Origin of the sequence: Vibrio sp. V23_P3S9T160 (assembly GCF_963886625.1) — a bacterium.
GTDB classification, from domain to species: domain Bacteria; phylum Pseudomonadota; class Gammaproteobacteria; order Enterobacterales; family Vibrionaceae; genus Vibrio; species Vibrio anguillarum.
Genome location: NZ_CAWPDB010000193.1, coordinates 28491 through 50129, shown reverse-complemented (window position 1 = coordinate 50129; position 21639 = coordinate 28491). Strand labels below are relative to the sequence as shown.

The 21639-nt window shown below is 45.6% G+C and carries 16 protein-coding genes; 12 read left to right on the top strand and 4 right to left on the bottom strand.

Features of this window, described 5'->3' with window-relative positions:
- Positions 1-120 precede the first annotated feature (120 nt).
- Complete coding sequence (locus AACU59_RS18110; RefSeq protein ID WP_026028422.1) at positions 121-1857, top strand: methyl-accepting chemotaxis protein; 1737 nt, start codon at positions 121-123, stop codon at positions 1855-1857.
- A 128-nt stretch (positions 1858-1985) separates the two neighbouring features.
- Here AACU59_RS18110 and yjeH read toward each other — a convergent pair whose 3' ends face one another.
- Positions 1986-3263 carry an L-methionine/branched-chain amino acid transporter gene (gene yjeH / locus AACU59_RS18105; protein ID WP_094145885.1) on the bottom strand — a complete coding sequence of 426 codons (1278 nt, stop codon included), beginning with the start codon at positions 3261-3263 and terminating at the stop codon, positions 1986-1988.
- Positions 3264-3454: 191 nt separating this feature from the next.
- Here yjeH and AACU59_RS18100 point away from each other — a divergent pair, with 191 nt between their 5' ends.
- Positions 3455-4069 carry a LysE family translocator gene (locus AACU59_RS18100; protein WP_013868407.1) on the top strand — a complete coding sequence of 205 codons (615 nt, stop codon included), beginning with the start codon at positions 3455-3457 and terminating at the stop codon, positions 4067-4069.
- Positions 4070-4150: 81 nt separating this feature from the next.
- On the opposite strand, the gene AACU59_RS18095 is transcribed toward AACU59_RS18100, so the two are convergent.
- Positions 4151-4360: a hypothetical protein gene (locus AACU59_RS18095; protein WP_017045072.1), complete on the bottom strand. Its 210-nt coding sequence runs from the start codon at positions 4358-4360 to the stop codon at positions 4151-4153.
- 318 nt (positions 4361-4678) lie between these two features.
- On the opposite strand from AACU59_RS18095, the gene hcp reads away from it, so the two are divergent.
- Positions 4679-6340 carry a hydroxylamine reductase gene (hcp, locus tag AACU59_RS18090; RefSeq protein WP_088729385.1) on the top strand — a complete coding sequence of 554 codons (1662 nt, stop codon included), beginning with the start codon at positions 4679-4681 and terminating at the stop codon, positions 6338-6340.
- Between the two features lie 95 nt (positions 6341-6435).
- Positions 6436-7491, top strand: coding sequence for a hybrid-cluster NAD(P)-dependent oxidoreductase (locus AACU59_RS18085; protein ID WP_094145884.1), 1056 nt, complete (start codon positions 6436-6438; stop codon positions 7489-7491).
- A 106-nt stretch (positions 7492-7597) separates the two neighbouring features.
- Here AACU59_RS18085 and AACU59_RS18080 read toward each other — a convergent pair whose 3' ends face one another.
- Complete coding sequence (locus tag AACU59_RS18080; RefSeq protein WP_161437559.1) at positions 7598-9040, bottom strand: glyceraldehyde-3-phosphate dehydrogenase; 1443 nt, start codon at positions 9038-9040, stop codon at positions 7598-7600.
- Positions 9041-9555: 515 nt separating this feature from the next.
- Between AACU59_RS18080 and AACU59_RS18075 the strand changes: the two genes are divergently transcribed.
- The 6 genes from AACU59_RS18075 to copI all read left to right on the top strand — a co-directional run bounded on the left by AACU59_RS18075 (position 9556) and on the right by copI (position 19541).
- The gene (locus AACU59_RS18075; RefSeq protein ID WP_094145801.1) at positions 9556-12222 is read left to right on the top strand and encodes an ATP-binding protein; all 2667 of its coding nucleotides are present in this window, start codon (positions 9556-9558) and stop codon (positions 12220-12222) included.
- Positions 12223-12334: 112 nt separating this feature from the next.
- The gene (locus AACU59_RS18070; protein ID WP_094145802.1) at positions 12335-12751 is read left to right on the top strand and encodes a hypothetical protein; all 417 of its coding nucleotides are present in this window, start codon (positions 12335-12337) and stop codon (positions 12749-12751) included.
- An 82-nt stretch (positions 12752-12833) separates the two neighbouring features.
- A complete protein-coding gene (locus tag AACU59_RS18065) occupies positions 12834-14318 on the top strand; it encodes a TolC family protein (protein ID WP_094145803.1) in 1485 nt (494 codons plus the stop codon).
- A gap of 9 nt (positions 14319-14327) precedes the next feature.
- Complete coding sequence (locus AACU59_RS18060) at positions 14328-15830, top strand: efflux RND transporter periplasmic adaptor subunit (RefSeq protein WP_094145804.1); 1503 nt, start codon at positions 14328-14330, stop codon at positions 15828-15830.
- On the top strand, positions 15827-18955 hold the full coding sequence (locus AACU59_RS18055) for an efflux RND transporter permease subunit (protein ID WP_094145805.1): 3129 nt from the start codon (positions 15827-15829) through the stop codon (positions 18953-18955). Before AACU59_RS18060 ends, AACU59_RS18055 begins: the two co-directional genes overlap by 4 nt.
- A 76-nt stretch (positions 18956-19031) precedes the next feature.
- Positions 19032-19541, top strand: coding sequence for a copper-resistant cuproprotein CopI (copI, locus tag AACU59_RS18050; protein ID WP_176428593.1), 510 nt, complete (start codon positions 19032-19034; stop codon positions 19539-19541).
- A 35-nt stretch (positions 19542-19576) separates the two neighbouring features.
- Here copI and AACU59_RS18045 read toward each other — a convergent pair whose 3' ends face one another.
- A complete protein-coding gene (locus AACU59_RS18045; RefSeq protein ID WP_094145807.1) occupies positions 19577-20608 on the bottom strand; it encodes a LacI family DNA-binding transcriptional regulator in 1032 nt (343 codons plus the stop codon).
- 244 nt (positions 20609-20852) lie between these two features.
- Here AACU59_RS18045 and AACU59_RS18040 point away from each other — a divergent pair, with 244 nt between their 5' ends.
- Together AACU59_RS18040 and AACU59_RS18035 are read left to right on the top strand one after the other, a co-directional pair.
- On the top strand, positions 20853-21296 hold the full coding sequence (locus AACU59_RS18040) for a PTS sugar transporter subunit IIA (protein ID WP_017048182.1): 444 nt from the start codon (positions 20853-20855) through the stop codon (positions 21294-21296).
- A 55-nt stretch (positions 21297-21351) separates the two neighbouring features.
- The gene (locus tag AACU59_RS18035) at positions 21352-21639 is read left to right on the top strand and encodes a PTS sugar transporter subunit IIB (protein WP_017048183.1); all 288 of its coding nucleotides are present in this window, start codon (positions 21352-21354) and stop codon (positions 21637-21639) included.

Genomic DNA, 21639 nt, shown 5'->3' with positions numbered 1-21639 from the left:
TTGACGCAATAATTGTGGCGTAAAATTCGACATTTTGGCCATTCTCATCCTATGCTAAAAGCAATAATAATAATGAATAAACAGAAATAATTTCGTTGATAAATGAAGAAGGATACTTTTATGAATATCAACAACACCATGAAGCTCGTGTTTGCTGTCATCGGTATTGGTATTGTCATTAGTGTTGTGACGGTATTGCAGCTCAATGGGCTGATGCAACAAGTTGACAACATGGCTCAAGTTCGTTATCAATCTTACCAAGCGGCCGATGAGCTTCGTCAAAGCTCCGATGACTTAACTCGGTTAGGCCGGACTTATGTGGTCAGTGGCGATGAAAAATACGAAAAAATGTACATGGATATTCTTGATATTCGTAATGGTAAGAAACCTCGCCCGCAGAACTATCACACGATATATTGGGACCTTGTGTTGCAATATGGACAAAAACCTAAAGCAGACGGTAAGAATATCTCTCTCAACCAAATGATGACGGATCTTGGTTTTACTCAGCAAGAGTTTAGTTTGCTCAAAGAAGCTCAAGCTAATTCAGATGGCTTAGTGAACATGGAAGTCAAAGCGATGAATGCGGTTAAGGGGCTTTACCCTGATAGCAATGGCAACTACACCGTTAGAAAAGAGCCAGACCGTAATATGGCGATTTCTCTCTTACACAGTAATGAATACCATCAAGAGAAAGCCAAAATCATGGCTCCGATTGATAAGTTCTTTATTGAATTAGAAAATCGAACCAATAAACAATTCATGGATGCGGCGCAGAAAGTAAAAAGTACGGTATTGATTGGTAATATCTCCTTAATTAGCGTTTTTGTTATTGCCATTATTGGGTATGCCATTGTTAACCGAAAAGTAGTGAAGCCGATTGATACCATGGCTAAATTGCTACAACAAGTAGACAAAAATTCTGATTTGACTTTGCGAGTTGACGATAACAGCCACAACGAACTGGGTATAATCGGCGGCACCATTAATAAGGTGCTTGGTAGTTATGCCACCACCATTAGCAAAATAAACCAAGTAAACCATACCATTTCGGCCATCTCTGAAACGATAAGCGATGTCACCAAACAAAACGTCAAAGTGGCGAATCAGCAAAATCAAGAACTTGAAATGGCGGCGACGGCGATGGAAGAGATGACATCGGCGCTCTCTAGCGTGGCGGAAAGCACCACCATGGCAGAAGAGTATGCGGGCAGCGCGGAAAAAGAAGCCAGTACCAGTAAACAGGTCTTTGATAAAACGACCCATGAATTCGGTGAATTAGAGGGTGAATTTACCAAAACATCCGAGATCATCCAGCAACTTGCGAATGAGTCTAATAACGTTGGTAATGTGCTTGATGTGATTAAAGCGATTGCTGAACAAACCAACCTACTGGCATTGAACGCGGCGATAGAGGCTGCTCGTGCGGGTGAGCAAGGTCGCGGTTTTGCGGTGGTAGCGGATGAAGTACGCTCACTTGCCCAACGAACTCAACAATCGACGGGTGAGATCGAGAGCATGATTTCGATGCTGCAAGAGAAAGCAGAACAATCGACCAAAACGATCCGGGTGAGTGCTGATAAAATGCAGTCAACGCGCTCTAATATGTCGGTGGCGAACGAAGCGCTTGGTACCATCCAAGGATCGGCGATTGAGATCCATAAATTGAATACGTCGATATCGGCTGCGACAGAAGAGCAATTGGCTGTGAGCGACGAAATTTCCAGCAATCTTAGTAACATTAAAGCCCTTTCGGGTGATATGAACGTTGCCATCAATCAACTCGGGCCTGTCGTTGTTGATTTGCAACGTAATGTCGATGAGTTAAACAGCGCGATTAAGCACATCCGCACTTAAATTTAATATCCTCTCCTTGCTATTTTTTAGGCTCTCTATATTGAGAGCCTTTTATTTCGGCAAAATTTTTATTTGCAGAATGATGCCCACTTAAGTGGTCACGGCAATACCGCAAGGTAAGCGATAAGTTAAAGCTCTTGCTTCGACTGACTTTTTCTTGCCAAACGTTGCCAAGGTAAAGAGAGCAAAATGAAGATAGTCAGAGCATACAGCATTGACCAGTCTAAGCAGATAAATACCGCAGTGCAGAGGATCAACGAAATTGCCGCCAACAGTTTGTTGATGCCACTGAGCAATTTATAAGCGGCGAACATCGCTAACAGATAAACTAAGACAAAGATTCCATTCGCAAGTTTTAGGAAAAATTCCAGATTGAGACCAGACCATTCACCAAGCAAGCAAGAAGCCATTAATACAACTCCAACAGCAATGGTTGCATTGGCTGGGACGCCGCGGATTGAAATTCTGGCGATTGCGCTTTCTGGTCGATATTGCCTTGCTTGTGCCCACACCATGCGAGATAAGCTTTGCGTGTATAAATTGATGCTCGCAAAGCATGCAAAAAAGCCGATAAGGCTTATCACCGTTGCCAAACTGCTACCAAAAATTTGTTCGCTCAGCCAAGGAATGGAGGTGCTATCAAATTCTGCGCTGCCATACGCACCAAATTTAAGGATGACCACCGAGCATGCCCAATAGGTGATTCCAGCCACAAAGCAGCCGACAATGATCGCGATTGGAAAATCGCGCTGTGGGTTTTTAAACTCTTCTCCCATATGAGCGAACGCTTCAATCCCGACGAAACACCAGAACATCACTCCGAGTGCGGCGCCAATCGGCCAAATACTGTCCGTGCTGAGTGCGGGCATGGTTAAATCTGCAGCACCAACATCGCCTATCCAGAAAAAAGCACCAACTAATACGAAAATGCTCAGCGCAATAACGGTTTGTAACTGACCGGAAGATTTGGTGCCCGCCAAATTGACCGCAATCAGCAACAGTACGGTTAATACTTGCGCCATCATCGCCGAGTTCAGTGGCGCAGGGAGAAGTTGTTGAGCAAAGCCTGCCGCCAATGCGACAGCGGCCGGAACGCCGACAGGGATCACGCTGACAAAAAGCCAAGCAACCGAGCGTTCCAACTTAGCGTTAAAAGCTTGGCGGACAAAGTAGGCGGTTCCGCCGGCGTTAGGGTAACGCTTACCCAGAGCGGCAAACGTCAGTGCAATCGGGCAAATCGCCACAAACAGTAGTAGCCATGCCCACAGTGAGAGCTCACCTGCAATACCAGCGGCAATCGCTGGGATCATAAATAACCCTGTTCCCATTAAAGTGGTGGAAAGTTGTCCAATACCAGACAGCAAGGTGATCTCTTGTTTTAACTTATTCACGGCTTCCGTTCCCAAATATCGTTCTGGCGGTTAGCATACGCTGAAGCGAAATAATATGCATCTATCTCAGTTTGCCTATGCCCATTGGGTGCAACGGCTCACCTGCAATATCAGGCCGTTTGGGCAGCGCCACATTCAGGTAGCGTTATGCGAGTCATTTCGTTATCGTCATTACCTTAAATCACCGAAACAACAGCGAGAAATCCATGACATTCACCGTTTGGTTATCACTATTTACCATTTGTATTTTAGGCGCGATGTCGCCAGGGCCAAGCCTAGCTATGGTGGCCAAACACAGCCTCGCTGGTGGGCGTAAAAATGGGTTTGCAACGGCGTGGGCGCACGCATTTGGTATTGGTGTCTATGCCTTCATTACCTTAATTGGCTTAGCGGTTGTACTGCATCAATCCCCCTTACTGTTTAAGACAGTAGGCTATGCAGGCGCGTTGTATTTGGCCTATTTGGGTATCAATGCATTACGTTCCAAAGGGGGCGTGGCGGCTAAATTAGAATCGGGTGAGACGGTCAGTGTGTGGCAGTCGGCTAAAGAGGGATTATTGATTTCTCTGCTTAGTCCTAAAATAGCGCTATTTTTCATCGCGTTATTCAGTCAATTTGTCGCCATCGGCAACGAACTGAGTAGCAAAGCTATTATTGTGTTAACACCATTTTTAGTGGATGGGCTTTGGTATACGTTCATCACCTTAATTCTTTCTAGCCCAATATTACTCGATAAACTGCGCGCGCGTGCCGTATTGATTGACCGTTTGTCGGGCGTAGTACTGATTGCGCTTGCCATCCGTGTCGTCATGACTCTTTAGCTAATACCAAAAAAGCGGGAGGAAATGCCTCCCACTTCTAATGAGTTTCGCCGTGCCAATGAAAGAGGGCGAATAGGGTTTTCATCGATAGTGTGCTTGAGTTTTTTCTTCATATTCACCTTCAATAACGTAGCCGCTTTTTGACGTAAAGGTGTGGCGCTTGAGCTGCTTTTCTATACGTTTGCCAGTGATGATCGCTGCAATAGCGAGAGGAATGGCGAGCAGCAAACTCAGCATCAACGCGAAAAACCCTACAACCAGCGCAAATGTAGTCACAATAAATCTATTCATAACCTGTACCTCTTTCTGAATTGAAGCTAGGTTAACGCAGCCAAGATGAATCCAACATGAATGTTGTGTCTCTAATTTTTGGAGTTGCATGGACCTTCCACAATATTGGGACGCTGGCAGACAGTTCAAACTTGAGTCATTTTGACATTTTGGTGTCTTTGTTCGTTATCTTTTTGGTAGTCAAATTGACATTATCGTTGTGTGGTTTTTTATTTATTCTTTTTAAAAACAAGTGGTTATATGTTGGCATGTATTATGCCCTAAAGGCTTCGGATAATAAGCGTGATCGACACGCCTCAAATAACTGGAGCTAAAATAATGTTCTGTATTCAATGTGAACAAACCATTCAAACCCCTGTGGCAAAAGGTTGTGCCTACTCTCAAGGCATGTGCGGTAAAACGGCTGAAGTTTCAGACTTACAAGATGTACTAGTGTATTCATTACAGGGCGTCTCTTTTTGGGCCAATTTAGGTCGAGCGTGTGGTGTGATCGATCAAGAAATTGACCAATGGGCTCCCAGAGCCTTCTTTGCCACGTTAACCAATGTCAATTTCGATCCTGAACGTATCCTTGAACTCGTTCAAGATTCCACGCAGTACCGCCAGCGTTTGGAAGAGAACGTGAGAGCTGCTGCGGTATTAGTCGGATTTGAATTGCCTGAGCTCTCTGCTGCTGCCAAATTTGAATTACCACAGACCAAAGAGGCGCTGTTGGCCTTTGCACCGATAGCAGCCGTTAACCGTGGGCGTGAAAGCTTGCATGAAGATGTGATTGGCTTGCGTTTGCTTTGTTTATATGGGTTAAAGGGTGCGGCGGCTTACTTAGAACACGCTCGCGTTTTAGGCCAAAGTGATCAAGCCGTGTACGCTGAATACCACCAAATTATGGCTTGGCTTGGCACTGATCCAACTGACCTACAAGCGTTACTCGATACGGCAATGCAAATTGGTATGGTCAATTACCGCATTATGGAGATGTTAGATATGGGTGAAACCGAAACCTTTGGTCACCCTGAACCTACGAGCGTCAATGTGAAAACGGTAGCGGGTAAGTGCATCTTGGTTTCAGGCCATGACTTGCATGATCTGGAAAAAATTCTGCAACAGACTCAGGGCAAAGGCATTAATGTCTATACCAATGGTGAGATGTTGCCTGCTCACGCTTACCCGCAGCTAAAGAAATATCCGCACCTTGTGGGCAACTATGGTAGTGCTTGGCAAAATCAGCAAAAAGAATTTGCTAACTTCCCCGGTGCAATCGTGATGACATCAAACTGCTTGCTCAACCCGAATGTGGGGCAGTATGCCGACCGCCTATTTACCCGCAGTATTGTCGGCTGGCCGGGTGTGGCACACGTTGAAGGTGACGATTTCAGTGAAGTGATCGAGTGCGCGTTAGCCCAGCCCGGTTTTAAACACGATGAAATAGAGCAACATATTACGGTTGGTTTTGGTCGTAATGCATTGATGGCGGCCGCGCCAGCCGTGATTGAACAAGTCAAACAAGGCCACATCAAACACTTCTTCCTTGTGGGAGGTTGTGATGGTGATAAATCTGAACGCAGTTACTACACTGATTTCACGGCGCAAGTGCCGGAAGATAGCCTCATTTTAACGTTGGCGTGTGGAAAATTCCGCTTCAATAAAAATCAGTTTGGTGACATCAATGGCATACCGCGTCTATTAGATGTTGGCCAATGTAACGATGCGTATTCAGCGATTCAACTGGCACTCGCACTGGCCAGTGAGTTTGATTGCGGTGTGAATGATCTCCCACTGACATTGGTTCTTTCTTGGTTTGAACAAAAGGCGATCGTTATCCTACTGACGCTACTCGCATTGGGTGTGAAAGGAATTTATACCGGCCCAACCGCACCAGCATTCCTCACCGAAAACTTGATGAATATTTTGCAACAAGAGTTCGATCTGCGTGGGATTACTACTGCTGAGAATGATTTAAAAACGATTTTGGCTGCGTAATCGTCAGCATTAGGCTCTGCGTATTCAGAGCCTAATGCCGCTTCAGATGTTTGAATAAAGCATGATTTGAAAAAAGTATTGTATGAGGGATGGGTATGTCAGCTTGGGCTTACCAAGATGTGCTTGAATTAACTTGCCGCCGAAAATGGGCAGAAACCGAGGAAAGCGTCAGTTTTGAACTGGCCTCGAAAGAAGAGAACGCCTTTCATTTTAAACCGGGCCAATTTGCAACTTTAGGCTTTGAATTACCAGAAGGCGTGGCGTTTCGTGCTTACTCCATCAGTTCAATTCCACAGCAAAACTTTCTGCGCTTTACGGTTAAGCGAGTAGTAGGCGGAAAGGTTTCAAACCATATTGTTGATGCATTGAGTGTTGGTGATACGGTCTCGGTGCTACAACCGCAGGGTGCATTTAACAGTGTAGATTGCGCGCCGAAACGAAAAGTGACACTGATCAGTGCGGGTTGTGGTGTTACCCCTGTGATGGCTATGGCGCAACAATGGCTGCGACAAGGCGACATTGAGATCGATTTTATTCATGTCGCCAAAAGTGTTTCCGACACCATTTATTACTCAGAGCTACAACAACTGGCACAATGTTATCCGCAGTTTCATTTAAAACTTCTGCTCAAAGAGGCAAAGGGCAGCTCGCATTCACAAGGGCGGCTGAGTCAGGCTTGGTTAGTCCGATTGTGCCCTGATATTGCCGAGCGCAGTGTGTATCTGTGCGGTCCCGTTAGTTTTATGCAAGATGTTAAAAGCTACCTACAACGGCTGAATTTTGATATGGCACACTTCTTTGAAGAGAGTTTTACGCCATCAGTGTATGAAAGCGAAGTGAGCCACCACAAACAAGAGAGCTCAGATCAAGACGAGATTGAGCCTCAGGAGGTGACAGTCAGCACGCCAGCGTTTGCATCATCCGTGACCGTGAAAAAGGGCAGTTTACTGCTCGATGCGTTAGAGAAAGGTAACGTACCAGTGATTGCGGCTTGCCGAAGTGGGATATGCGGATCGTGCAAATGCAAAGTGAAGGTGGGTATGGTCGAGCGTTTGAGCACCGAAACATTGAGTGCACAAGAGATTGAACAAGGCTATGCCTTAGCGTGTTCGAGCAGATTAGTTTCGGACGTTGAAATCTCATTGAACTGATCACTTCATAAAAAAGCCGCCTTATATCAAAAGGCGGCAAGCAGGGGGAGGTGAGATAAACACTCACTATTATTATGTTGTGGAGATAAAAACAATATTAAGCCGTTTACTGGGCTATAGCTGGGAAAGTTCGGTAACGAACGCCCATCATCTGCTCCATACAATGTACAACTTGGCCGCTGTAGCCAAATTCATTGTCATACCAAATGTAGAGCACGCAACGGTTGTCTTGAGCGATCGTCGCTGCGCCATCAACCACGCCAGCATGGCGAGAGCCAACCAAATCACTGGAGACAATTTCTGTTGAGTCGGTGTAATCAATTTGCGCTGAAAGTGGCGAGTTAAGCGCCATTTCACGTAAATACGCGTTAAGATCTTGCTTATTCACTGCATTGGCTAAGTTGAGGTTAGCCACGGCCATCGACACGTTTGGCGTGGGGACACGAATCGCATTACCGGTTAACTTACCCGCGAGTTCAGGTAACGCTTTGGCAACTGCCTTGGCGGCACCCGTTGAGGTTAACACCATGTTGAGCGATGCGCTGCGGCCACGTCGTTCACCTGAATGGAAATTGTCGATAAGGTTTTGGTCATTAGTAAAAGAGTGCACCGTTTCGATATGGCCAGAAAGTACGCCATATTGATCATGAATTGCTTTCAATACCGGCGTGATAGCGTTGGTGGTGCAACTGGCGGCTGAGATAATGGTGTCTTCGGGCTGAATATCAGCGTGGTTTACGCCGAACACGATATTTTTAATCTCACCTTTGCCGGGTGCTGTCAGCAGCACTTTACTCACACCTTGGCAGCTCAAGTGTTGACTAAGCCCTTCGCTATCACGCCAAACACCAGTATTGTCGACCACTAACGCGTTATGAATACCATAGTGTGAGTAATCAACCTCTTGCGGCTTATTGGCGTAGATGATTTGGATATAATTGCCGTTGGCAATAATGGCATTGCGAGCCTCATCGATGATGATGCTGCCGTTAAACTGGCCATGAACTGAGTCACGGCGTAGCAAGCTTGCCCGTTTTTCTAAATCTCCTGCTTTACCCCCACGAACGACAATCGCTCGCAAGCGTAGTGGATAGCCCGGGCCACTTTTTTCTATCAAAAGACGAGTCAGCAAGCGACCAATACGACCAAAACCGTACAGCACCACATCCTTAGGTTCACTGAGTGTTTCACCATTCAACGCACCATTAAGCGCCGTTAGCAGGTAATCCTCAAGGCCATGTTCATCATCATGTTGTTGCCAAAATTGATGAGCAAGTTGGCCAATGTCGATACGACATGGCGACAGAGCAAGCGTGGTCAACTTTTGTAAAATCGGCATCGTTTGCTGGGTTGAAAGCGCCTCACCTGTGTAGCGACGAACAACACGATGTGCCTTGATGATATCAATGGTGGTGGCGTTGATGAGTGTTTTTCCAAACAAAACCACTTCAACACCTTGTTGGCGATAAAGCTGGCCGATGAGGGGGGGCATAGATTCAGCAATCGTTTGGCTGGCTTGCCAGTCTGAGAGATGTTTCTCTGGGCTCATATTGACTTGGGACCTTTCACGTTATGTTAAGCAGTAATGTTCACAGTGTAGGGCTGGTGAACGCGTACCTTGCACGGTCATCTGTGCTGAGATACAAGTCGATGTTTATTGTTGTTTTTATGTGGCCGGATTGTAAATGTGGAATGGTTATTCTGCTAGCAAAAATAATGGCGACATTTTTTACTGAAAACTAGGTAAAAATCAGCGTATTGAGTGTTTTTTGGCGGTGGTTAGAGATATTGACAAATTCTAAAGTCGCGACTTATTTTGTGATGATAATGGTCTGCTTCAAATATTTGATGCCTGAGGTTTTTCCTTTTTCATAAAAATGAGATTAGATTCAAATTGTTATCTTAAAATGTGGTGAGTTTTCGGCTAATTCACCATCACGCTTAGAGGATGAATAGTGACGGGCAACGCTTTCGTTACTGCGCTGGTTTTATCTTAATAAGAGCGCAGACGCATAAAATAACGTCTACTATTTAACCATTGGCTAGGATGTATTACTTCCAAGGATGATAACAATGGTAATACTTACCCACTTCTCAATTAAGGCACGCTTGTTCTTACTCTGCCTCATACCAACACTGGTTATTCTGGCTGTGGCATGGCGTCTATTCCTCCCATTTGAAAGCCGTTTAGACACATACCATGTGTTGAACCAAAAGATTGGGGCAATCAATCAGGTCACCACCAGTTCTGCCCTTTTTTATACCTTGCTCAGTGCGCAGCTGCGCAGCGAAAACAGCGAGGACTCTCGGCCGCAGCTCAAGCAGGAGTTAGCTGAATCGCTGGATAAAATTGTGCTGGATACAGGTTCTACAAATAGTCATTTTGGGAGTAAAAGCAACCGTACATTGATAGAAAACCGTGTGCTTGACCTTCACCATTTGTTGGATGAGTTGCCGTCGGCCTCACAAAGCGAGACCCTAGAATTAGGCCGCCAAGTATTTAATCTTTTGTATGAAGTGATGGCCGATCTGCAAAAAACCAACAGTTTTCTTGCGCCTGTTGATATCCATACCTTGGATCTGGTGTATAGCGACCTGCATTGGTTTGCATTTTGGGTGCAAAAAGAGGCGTGGTTAATCAAAGAATTAACCATTGATCAAGAGGTGTTTCAATCTCGACAAACAGAATACTTTCAAGCTGTTGAGCGCCAGCAACAATACTTCGAACGTATCATTGATAACGGCGCTCAACTCGAACAACTGGTGCAGTTGTTTACGCAACCTGAATTTCGCCAAGCTGCTTTGATTCGCGAAAAAATCGTTAGTAATGAAGCGGATCCTCAAGCATTAGCTTCTTGTGTCAAAAATGTGGAAGAGCGTTACTTGGCGATAGATAAACTGGTACAAAGTGTCAACCAACACTTATCGGCTCAACTGAATGTGCGTCTCCAACAAGAAAAAATGAATATGTTAAGTATATCGGCATTGCTGTTGGCCGTGTTGGCGCTGCTGTTTGTGCTAGGAGCAAGTACCTCATCTCGCATCTCGTCAAAGCTCAAGCGGATCATCAATACCATGAGTCGATTGCGTGAAAAGCAGAACGGCATTGAACAGATCCCGATTGATGGCAAAGATGAGTTTTCCCGCTTTACGATCAATCTCAACCATATTATTGAGAAACAGCAACAGTACGAGAGTGCTTTGGTGGAAACAAAGGAAGCGGCAATTGCCGCTAATCGAGCCAAAAGCGCGTTCTTAGCCAATATGTCGCATGAGATCCGAACGCCTCTTAATGGCATTATCGGTATGACTGAAATATTGTCACGCAGCGAGTTTACGGGGAATGAGCGTGAAATCCTGGCCGATATTGATACCTCTTCGCAAGCGTTGCTGATCTTGATTAACGATATTCTCGATTTATCTAAAATTGAATCAGGCAACTTGGAGCTTGCTCCGCATCGCTTTGAACTCGCTGAATTGGTATACGACACGGTGAACTTGGTGAACGCTAAAGCGTTGAGCCAGCATATCGAGCTTAATATTTATCTCGACCCTGCATTACCTCGTTTTATCATCGCGGATGAATATCGTCTGAAGCAGGTCTTGATGAACTTGTTGTCCAATGCGGTGAAATTTACCAAAGATGGTTATGTCAACACGGGTTTAACCTTAGAAACGGGCGATATAACCTCGATACGTTTTGCTGTGTCAGATACGGGAAGTGGCATCGATAAAGAGATGTTGAACACGATTTTTGACCCCTTTACTCAAGAAGATAGCAGTATTACCCGTCGTTTTGGCGGGACTGGGCTAGGGTTGGCCATCTGCCGTCAATTAGTCGATCTGATGCAGGGTGACATTCATGTACAGTCCACTAAAGGCTTAGGTAGCTGCTTTGAATTTGTCGTCCCGATTGAGGTTGCCGAAGAGCAGCCGCAAGTTGAGCCTCTTGCCACGCAGGCGTTGTTAATCAACAATATGTCGAACTACTCATCTGCTATTCGGCGTGAATGCGTTCAATGGGGGATTCAACTCAATGAAGCGCGTGATGTTGAACAAGCAGTCAAGAGTGGGTTTAGCACTGCATGCATTTTATATTGCCAAAGCTTAAGCCACAGTGTGCAATCGGATCTCATTGCGCTGCGCGAGCATTTTTCCAGTGCAAAAATAGTGGTTCTGCAGCATCACTTGTTCGTCAACAAAGACGCAATTCATCTTGCGCAGGCAAGTATCACGTTGCCTTTTTTAGGGGCGCGTTTTGAACGTGCCCTCAAAGCATTAGTGGCCGATACAGAAACGCTTTTAACGCCAGTCGAGGAGAGTCAGTTAGACTACTTAAAGTGCAATCATAAGCGTATTTTGATCGTTGAAGACAATTTGATGAACCAAAAAATCGCCAGCTTCTTCCTTGAAAAGGCAGGGATTGGTTATGTGGTGGCCAACAACGGGCAAGAAGCGGTAGATGCCATCACCCAAGGGGGACATTTTGCTGCGGTGTTAATGGACTGCATGATGCCAGTGATGGATGGCTTAACCGCGACGAAGAAAATCCGCGAATGGGAAAAAGAGCAAGGCGTTGAAAAATTACCCATTATCGCCTTAACCGCCAGCGTTTTGGAGGAGGATATTAAAAGCTGCTTTGACGCGGGCATGGATGCGTATTTGCCCAAACCTTATAAATCCAAGCAACTTTTTGATATTTTTAGCGATCTGCAAGTGGCGAACTCTTGAGAAGATAGCCTAATCGCTATTTTTATCGATTTTCGAAATTTAAATTAATTGACCTTACCCCTAGGGCAAGCTTTAGTCTGTGGGAGTTTTCAGTCAGATAGTGATATTGGATATGCAACTTTCGCTGCATACAATTTGGGTTTCCATGTTGGTGATGATGATGCTGCTTGCTTCAAGCTTAGTGTCTAGCGCACCTTTAATGGCGATCACAATGTCACCGATTTCGGCTGTATCCCATTCAGTGACTGATGATGCAAACCCGCCGCAACACTGCTCAAATATGAACGCTGCGCACCATGATTCCGATGCAAGTGACATGACTTCATCAGCGATGAGTAACGATTGTATCGATCACAGCGGCCAAGGTGTTGATTCCTGTTGTAGCGTCATGTGCATGACCACGTTAGCTTTCTTTATCACTGAACACCAACCCTTCACACCTCACGCGGTTTTATTGTTGATCAATGCAGAAGCAACGCGTGGCATTGTGATGGTCGCCCGCTCACTTTACCGTCCCCCTATCGTTTAATTTCCCTTTCATTACGCCTATGGCGTGTTTGTGCGGCCTTTAACTAGGTTCGTGACTCTCTGTTGCATCTCAACCTTTTGCGATGCATGAAAGATGGAATTTTATTGTGAACCTTAAACTCTCTGTGATCGCTTGGTCGATCAGTATAGTGGGCGTTTTGTCATTCCCCTTGATGGTGAATGCAGCCCCACAAGCCGCGATGGCTCAGCCAGATTCGCATGCAAAACAATTAGCTCAGCTGATTGACGCTGCATTAGCGAATGATGCCGTCCGCAAGCAATATTTTGCTCAATCTCAAGCAATACAAGAAACTGGAATGGCCAGTTCAACCCTGATGGATCCTAAGATCAAAGTTGGCTTTGGTGGTTTGCCCATTGATAGTTTTAAGTTTGATGAAGATCCTATGACTAACATTTCTGTGGGCTTAATGCAGCAGTTTGAACGGGGTTCAAGCTTGGCATTACAAGCGAAAAAAGCAAAGCAACAAGCCAGTGGCGTTGCGCTTCAGGTTGATTTACGTGAGTTGGAAGTGGCAAACAGCATGACTCAATTATGGTTAGAGTTAGGCTACCAACAACGCGCTGAACGTATTGTGCGGGCAAACCAAACCTTAATGCGTGAGCTGGCTGGTTTTATTGAAACGAACTATTCATTAGGTAAAAGCGAAGCGCAAGATCTGCTGCAAGCGCAGTTACAAGTTTCCAAGTTGGACGAAAAATTACAAGCCAATCAACAAATGCAGCAACGCATTGTGTCGCAATTATCCGAATGGTTAGGTAGCGCTTGGTTGGTTGAACAGCCTATGTTAACCGCTGAAGAGTCAGTGAACTGGTCCCGTTTAGATGCCCAATTGGCTACGGTTAACGGCAGCACCACTCACTACGCTTTGTTGGTCACTCACCCGATGGTCGGCATGGCAGAAACGGCAATTCACACCAACCAAACGCAAGTCGAAATAGCACAAACGGCCTATCAACCTCAGTTTGGTGTGGAAGTGATGTACGCCTATCGCCAAGCAAGCAGTATGCAAGGCGGACCCGCAGCCGATATGGTTAGTGCTTATCTCACCATGGATATCCCGCTGTTTACGGGGAGCCGCCAAGATAGAAACCACGCTGCGGCGCAATATCAAGTGGGCGCGGCTAAATCACAGCGCGATGTTCTATTGGCGCAGATGAACGCCAAAGTGAATGCCTTATTGGTTGATAAAATGAACCTCGAACAGCGTTTATCGCGCTATCAAACCACCTTATTAACGCAAGCGAAAGCCCGCACTCAAGCGGTTGAGAGAGGCTATGAAAACAATACCTCCCAGTTTAATGATGTCGTCAGTGCTGCCAGCGATGAACTAGCGCTGCAATTAGAGCAAGTACGCCTAATGACCGATTTAAACCTAACTAAAAGTAACCTCGCTTATCTATTAAATGGGTTCGATTTTCAAGTTATTGCCCCTTCACTTACGTCTGTAGAAACACTTACCTCTTTAGAAACACTTACCTCTTTAGAAACACTTACCTCTTTAGAAACACTTACCTCTTTAGAAACACTTACGCCTGTAGAAAAGTAGGAGAACTCAATGAAATCATTAAACATAGCCGTACTTTCCTTAGCGATAGGTGGATTACTGGGGTTTGGCATCAATCAATACCTGTCTGGTCATGATATGGAGGCGATGAACTCAGCCAATGCGACGTCTGAGCCGCTGTATTGGGTTGCGCCGATGGACCCAAACTATAAACGCGATAAACCGGGTAAGTCGCCGATGGGGATGGACCTTATCCCGGTGTACACCGAATCGCTGACGCAAGCACAAGAGAAGAGTGGCACGGTGACCATCAGTGCTGCGGTCGAAAATAACCTGGGTGTGAAAACGGAACCCGTGGTGTTTGCGCCGTTATCTCCACGCATTGAGACAGTGGGCTACATTGCATTTGATGACAGTTTATTGTGGCAAACGAACGTTCGCGTTGCCGGTTGGGTTGAAAAACTGAACATTAATGCGGTTGGAGAGCGGGTTCGTAAAGGCGATGTCTTATTTACGCTCTACTCACCAGAGCTGGTTAAAGCGCAGGAGGAGCTGTTAAATGCTCACCGAGCCAGCCGTGAAAGTTTACTGAAAGGCGCAACCGAGCGTTTGGTTTCACTGGGGGTTGATCGTGAACAGATCAGACAGATTATTGCTCGAGGCAAAGCCACTCAATCGATAGAGGTCAAAGCCATTGCTGATGGGGTGATTGCGAGTTTGAATATTCGCGAAGGGGGTTACTTATCGCCAGCGCAAGCGGTGATAAGCGCAGGCCCTTTAAGCGAAGTGTGGGTCGATGCTGAGGTATTTGAGCGCCAAGCACATTGGATTACGTCGGGTAGTTTAGCGTCAATGACACTGGATGCTCTTCCCGGCAAGGAGTGGCAAGGGAAGATAGATTACGTCTATCCCATTTTGGATCCGAAAACCCGAACGCTGCGTATGCGTTTGAAATTTCTTAACCCGAATGGAGAGTTGAAGCCTAACATGTTCGCCAATATCGCTTTGCAGCCCGTATCGCAACAAGCGGTGCTCACCATTCCTAAATCAGCAGTTATTCATTCGGGCGGCATGACGCGAGTCGTACTTGCTGAAGGAAATGGCAAATACCGCTCAGCAAGGATTAAAGTTGGCCGCGAAGCAGGCGAACGCCTTGAAGTTTTACAAGGGTTAACGGAGCAAGACACGGTCGTCACGTCGGCGCATTTTCTGCTGGATTCGGAGTCGAGCCAACACGCTGATTTATCACGTATTAATGGAGTGGAAGCCGCCAATGAAGCTTGGCTAACGGGAGACATCAGTACGCTTATGGCTGATTTCGGGATGCTCACACTTAACTATAAACCGGTAAGCAAATGGGGCTGGCAAGCGGGGCAGATGAACTTCACGGTTGAGGAGGAGTTTGATCTCAGCTTATTTGCTGAAGGGCAAAGGGTTCGATTTCTAGTGGCAAAGCAGGGTGACGAATATGTACTAAAAGCACTGGAAGCGAGTGAGCAGGCAAGTAGTGAGACGAACATTACCGCCGCAGAAACGTTAGGAGGTCAACAATGATTAGTGCGATTATTCGTTGGTCGATCAATAACCGTTTTTTGGTGTTGGTGGCGGCTCTGTTTCTCACTTTGGGCGGACTTTACAGTGTAAAGAACACGCCTGTTGATGCTTTACCGGATCTCTCAGATGTGCAAGTGATCATCAAAACCAGCTATCCCGGCCAAGCGCCGCAGGTAGTGGAAGATCAGGTCACTTACCCGCTCACAACGGCGATGCTTGCCGTTCCGGGGGCAGAAACGGTCCGAGGCTATTCATTCTTCGGTGATTCCTACGTCTACATCATCTTTGATGATAAAACCGATATGTATTGGGCTCGCTCGCGGGTATTGGAATATCTAAGCCAAGTGACGCCAAAACTGCCACCCAATGCCAAACCAACCTTGGGGCCGGATGCGACGGGGGTTGGCTGGATCTACAGTTATGTACTGCAAGATAAAACCGGCCAACACGATCTTGCGCAGTTACGCAGTTTGCAAGATTGGTTTTTGAAGTACGAGCTGCAAACGGTGAATGGTGTCTCCGAAGTGGCTACCGTTGGCGGCATGGTTAAGCAGTATCAAGTGCAAATTGATCCGGCAAAGCTACGCGCTTATAACCTGACTTTGCAACAAATCAATGCGGCGATCCAAAATGGTAACCAAGAGTCGGGAGCGTCAGTGATTGAGGTTGCGGAAGCCGAACACATGGTACGCACCAGTGGCTATCTGACCAGTATTGATGACATTAAAGCGCTACCATTGAAAGTGACCGACAAAGGAACGCCATTATTGTTAGGTGATGTGGCGGATATTAACCTTGGCCCACAAATGCGTCGTGGTATTTCTGAGTTTAACGGTGAAGGAGAAGCGGTTGGAGGCGTGATCGTGATGCGTTTTGGTGAAAATGCTAGCCAAGTGATTGATGACGTCAAAGCGAAATTGACTGATCTCCAACGCAGCTTACCGGAAGGTGTCGAAATTGTTGCCACTTATGATCGTTCAACCTTGATCAATCAAGCCGTTGAAAACCTTTGGCATAAGCTAGCAGAAGAGTTCATTGTCGTTGCGGTCGTGTGTGCGCTGTTTTTATTCCATATCCGCTCATCATTAGTGATTGCTTTGAGTTTGCCCGTGGGCATTCTATCGGCGTTTATTGTGATGCACTGGCAAGGTATCAATGCCAATATCATGTCACTTGGGGGGATCGCCATTGCTATCGGTGCTATGGTCGACGGGGCGATTGTGATGATCGAAAATGTGCATAAACATATTGAACGCACCCCACTGACCGACAAAAATCGCTGGCAGGTGATTGGCAAAGCTGCTGAAGAAGTCGGTGAGCCACTATTTTTCTCACTACTTATCATTACGTTAAGTTTTGTGCCCGTTTTTGCACTCGAAGGCCAAGAAGGCAAGATGTTCTCGCCATTGGCGTTTACTAAAACCTATGCCATGGCCGCCGCCGCAGGTTTAGCGATCACGCTCGTCCCTGTTCTTATGGGCTATTTTGTGCGTGGCAATATTATTTCCGAGCACAAAAATCCTATCAATAAAGGGCTTGTGGCACTTTATCGTCCACTACTCAACCTGAGTTTGCGTTATCCCAAAAGCATGATTGTATTGGCTTTGGCATTAATGGCTTCCGCTTATTACCCAATGAGCAAATTAGGCAGTGAGTTTATTCCGCCATTAGATGAAGGCGATCTCATGTACATGCCGACAACCTATCCAGGGATCTCGATTGGTAAGGCGCGTGAGCTATTGCAGCAAACCAATAAACTCATCAAAACCGTACCAGAGGTCAAAACCGTGTGGGGCAAAATGGGGCGTGCAGAAACCGCAACCGATCCCGCGCCCTTAACCATGATTGAAACGGTGATCCAACTTAAACCTCGCGATCAATGGCGTGAAGGCGTAACCACAGAATCGCTACGTAAGGAATTTGACAGCTTAGTGCAATTTCCGGGGTTAACCAACGCGTGGGTGATGCCAATCAAAACACGCATCGATATGTTAGCCACAGGGATCAAAACGCCGATTGGTATTAAGATAGCGGGTCCCGATCTCAAACAGATTGAAACCATCGGTGCGCAACTTGAACCTATCCTTAACCGCGTTCAAGGCACGGCATCGGTTTATGCTGAACGTGTGGCTGGTGGACGTTATGTAACGATAGACATCAATCGGTTACAAGCGGCGCGCTATGGGCTAAGCATTAAAGATGTGCAACAAGTGGTTTCAACCGCAGTGGGGGGCATGAATGTAGGGGAAACCATTGAGGGGTTAGAGCGTTACCCGATCAATGTACGTTACCCGCAAGATTACCGTGATTCGGTAGTGAAGCTGCAAAACTTACCTTTGGTGACTCAAAACGGTGCACGTTTGGCCTTGGCCGATGTGGCTGATATTCGCTACGAAGACGGCCCGCCGATGATCAAAACCGAAAACGCACGGCCAAACGGCTGGGTCTTTGTCGATATTGATGGACGCGATCTCGGTTCATATGTGGCAGATGCGCAACAAGCGGTAGCGGAGCAATTACAGCTGCCAGCGGGATATTCTCTCGTATGGTCTGGTCAATATGAATACATGGAGCGAGCCAAAGCGCGCTTAAGTGTTGTCGCACCGATCACGATCGCAATCATCATGTTGCTACTCTATTTCAGTTTCCGGCGAATCGGAGAAGTGTTGATCATTATGGCGACATTGCCGCTGGCGATGGTGGGTGGCGTGTGGTTGATGCACTACCTTGGCTACAACTTTTCAATCGCCGTGGGGGTGGGCTTTATTGCACTTTCAGGTGTTGCGGTAGAAATTGGTGTGATCATGCTCGTTTATCTCAACCAAGCTTGGCACTACAAAAAAATTGATGCACAAGAAAATGGTGCGGCCATTGACAGCCAAGATCTCATCAATGCTATTGGCGAAGGAGCAGGACAGCGCGTGCGCCCAGTCATGATGACGGTACTGACAGTTATTATTGGCATGATCCCGATTATGTATGGCACGGGAACTGGTTCGGAGGTAATGCAGCGCATTGCCGCCCCCATGATTGGAGGCATGGCTTCAGCACTATTGCTCACATTATTGGTTCTACCTGCGGTATTCAAGTTATGGAAAAACCGTGAAATCGCAACACTCAAATAGCGTGCAGCTGGCAAAGTAAAAGCTAAGCACTAATCGGAAAATAAATAGTAACTGGATGAATTTAAGGAAAATCAAAATGAAAAAAACACTAATCACACTTTCACTGGCGTTGTTCACTTCTTCTGTCATGGCTGAAATGGAGCATAGCAAAATGGATCATAGCAGCATGGTGATGAAGCAAACAGACACGATGAACATGGCGATGGATGACATGTCAGAAGTCGGCATGCCTGCCAAAGGAGCAAAACCCGATAGAGTGGTGCATGTTTTACTCTCGGATGACATGAAAATCACCTTCAAAAAGGAGGTGAATATTGAACCCGATGATGTGGTGCAATTTGTCGTTATGAACACAGGTAAAATTGAGCACGAATTTTCGATTGGTTCAGCCGCCGAGCAGCTAAAACACCGAGAAATGATGCGCCAAATGGGCAATCATAAACACGATGGTGGCAGTGCCGTCACCGTGGCACCGGGTAAAGCGAAACAACTGTTATGGCACTTCCATGGGGATAACAATGTTGAGTTCGCCTGTAATATACCCGGCCATGCTGAAGCTGGGATGATTAAGAAAATTCAGCTGTAAGCCTGTAAGCCACCTTGTTGATTGCGACAAGGTGATCACGGACGAACGGTACTAGCTCGTTTTTGTAACTGGAAGCCAACGTTTGTTGATTCCAGTTCAAGTGTTTGTTCTTTGATTTGTTTTAATAAGCGCTCAGCGGCCAAAAGACCAAGCTGTTCATAATTGACATGAGCGGCACTAATGGCTGGAAAAGCATACTGACAAAGAGATGATCCATCCAAACAGATGATGGCCATTTCCGTAGGAACTTTAATCAGCCTACGCTGACACTCGAATAATACTCCCAGAGCTATTTCTTCGTGGCTACATACCACAGCATCAAGCGTTGAGTCCCTTAATAACAATTTAGAAATTCCTTCCTTACCTATGTGTGCAGAGGGAGCTTCATGAGTTGTTAGAAAGTGATCAGGTGCTTGGTAGTTATCAATTAATGCGCTTTGCCAACCCCGCAGCTCATTTCTTAGAACGGAGTGGTGGCTACGTGCTCCAATAAACCCTATATTTTGATATCTATTTTCAATGAGATGTTGAGTACATTGTTTGCCAACTTTGTAGTAATCAACGCCGACATTCAGATACGTTGATGACTCATTCAACTCAGCAATTTCAATGACGGGAATGTTAGCGCGTTGAAGAAGTTGATGACTTTTTGAACTGTGCTCACTCCCGAATAGCACAACAGCTGCTGGTTGACTTTCCAAGAAAGTGGCTAATAGTTTCTCTTCATTATCAATGGAATAATCACTATAACCGAGCAGTAACTGGTATCCCTGACGGTTAAGCGAATGTTGGAAATTGGGTAAAAACACAGCGCAAGATTTTTCAATTAGCGATGGGATGATTAATGCTATTGAATAGTTTTCGCCAGATGCTAAAGCGCCAGCTGCTTTATTTGGGATATAACCTAGTTCTTCAACAACAAATTCTATTTTTTCTCTTAGTTTGCTAGAAACAAGCTCAGGTGTTCTTAATGCTCTTGATACCGTCATTGTGCCAACACCCGCCTTAGCTGCTACATCGGCAATGGTAACCTTTCCCGTGCTTCTACGTTTTCGCGATTCGCTCATATTTATCTTCATGTTATTAATAAGTTAGCGATGTGATTTTAACACACACACTCGGGCGTGTTGATATTACCGTATAACTATTGTTGCACCGATACATGAAATACTATGATTTCAATAAATGATAGCGCTATCACAAATCAAGCCAACACATAAAGATAGCGCTACCATTTGTGATTTCGATCTGGTTTTCTATTTGGATAGACAGATAAATTGATGCTACCTATTCATATCAAGAACCTAAAAAATGTTACGTGAACTATTAACCGAAGACGTTATTCGAGTGCATAAATCGGCTGACGACTGGCAAGATGCAATTCGCAAAGCATGTCAACCATTGATTGAAAATAAGGCCATTAATCCAAGTTATGTTGAGGCTATATTTCGGTCACATAGGGAGCTCGGTCCTTATTATGTTGTTGGACCTGGAATGGCGATGCCTCATGCTCGACCTGAAGATGGGGTTAATCGTTTAGCATTTGGCCTAACGGTAATTCAAGATGGAGTTAACTTTAATTCGGATGGCAATGATCCTGTAAAAATGCTGGTTACTTTGGCCGCGACAGATAGCAATAGTCACGTAGATGCAATATCTAAATTAGCCGAATTATTTATGAATGAAGAAGACGTAGAATATATCTGCTCAGCCAAATCTGTTGAAGATATTTTGCGTGTTATCCAAGACTATTAATAGTAAAAACACGATAAATAATAGTAAAAATACAATAAAGCAGAGGGTGAATATAATGAAAATTATGGTAGTTTGCGGCCACGGCCTAGGTACAAGTTTGATGATGGAAATAAGCATAAAAAATATAGTGAAAGATCTAAATGTTGACGCTGAAATCGACCACATAGATTTAGGTTCCGCAAAGGGGACCGTTTGCGACATCTTTATTGGTACAAATGATATAACAGACCAACTAAAATCATTGGGTGTTGAGCCTAAGATTGTGAGCTTGGATAATATGGTCGATAAAAACGCAATGAAAGAACGCTTGTCAGCGGCTCTTCAAGAACTTGGTGTGTTGTAG

What these genes read in the sequence shown, in the direction of transcription:
- AACU59_RS18095 (WP_017045072.1), bottom strand. Translation starts at nt 4,360, where the DNA reads ATGAATAGATTTATTGTGACTACATTTGCGCTGGTTGTAGGGTTTTTC.
- AACU59_RS18055 (WP_094145805.1), top strand. Translation starts at nt 15,827, where the DNA reads ATGATTAGTGCGATTATTCGTTGGTCGATCAATAACCGTTTTTTGGTG.
- AACU59_RS18035 (WP_017048183.1), top strand. Translation starts at nt 21,352, where the DNA reads ATGAAAATTATGGTAGTTTGCGGCCACGGCCTAGGTACAAGTTTGATG.
- AACU59_RS18070 (WP_094145802.1), top strand. Translation starts at nt 12,335, where the DNA reads ATGCAACTTTCGCTGCATACAATTTGGGTTTCCATGTTGGTGATGATG.
- AACU59_RS18045 (WP_094145807.1), bottom strand. Translation starts at nt 20,608, where the DNA reads ATGAGCGAATCGCGAAAACGTAGAAGCACGGGAAAGGTTACCATTGCC.
- AACU59_RS18040 (WP_017048182.1), top strand. Translation starts at nt 20,853, where the DNA reads ATGTTACGTGAACTATTAACCGAAGACGTTATTCGAGTGCATAAATCG.
- AACU59_RS18060 (WP_094145804.1), top strand. Translation starts at nt 14,328, where the DNA reads ATGAAATCATTAAACATAGCCGTACTTTCCTTAGCGATAGGTGGATTA.
- AACU59_RS18075 (WP_094145801.1), top strand. Translation starts at nt 9,556, where the DNA reads ATGATAACAATGGTAATACTTACCCACTTCTCAATTAAGGCACGCTTG.
- hcp (WP_088729385.1), top strand. Translation starts at nt 4,679, where the DNA reads ATGTTCTGTATTCAATGTGAACAAACCATTCAAACCCCTGTGGCAAAA.
- AACU59_RS18100 (WP_013868407.1), top strand. Translation starts at nt 3,455, where the DNA reads ATGACATTCACCGTTTGGTTATCACTATTTACCATTTGTATTTTAGGC.
- AACU59_RS18080 (WP_161437559.1), bottom strand. Translation starts at nt 9,040, where the DNA reads ATGAGCCCAGAGAAACATCTCTCAGACTGGCAAGCCAGCCAAACGATT.
- copI (WP_176428593.1), top strand. Translation starts at nt 19,032, where the DNA reads ATGAAAAAAACACTAATCACACTTTCACTGGCGTTGTTCACTTCTTCT.
- AACU59_RS18110 (WP_026028422.1), top strand. Translation starts at nt 121, where the DNA reads ATGAATATCAACAACACCATGAAGCTCGTGTTTGCTGTCATCGGTATT.
- AACU59_RS18065 (WP_094145803.1), top strand. Translation starts at nt 12,834, where the DNA reads ATGCATGAAAGATGGAATTTTATTGTGAACCTTAAACTCTCTGTGATC.
- AACU59_RS18085 (WP_094145884.1), top strand. Translation starts at nt 6,436, where the DNA reads ATGTCAGCTTGGGCTTACCAAGATGTGCTTGAATTAACTTGCCGCCGA.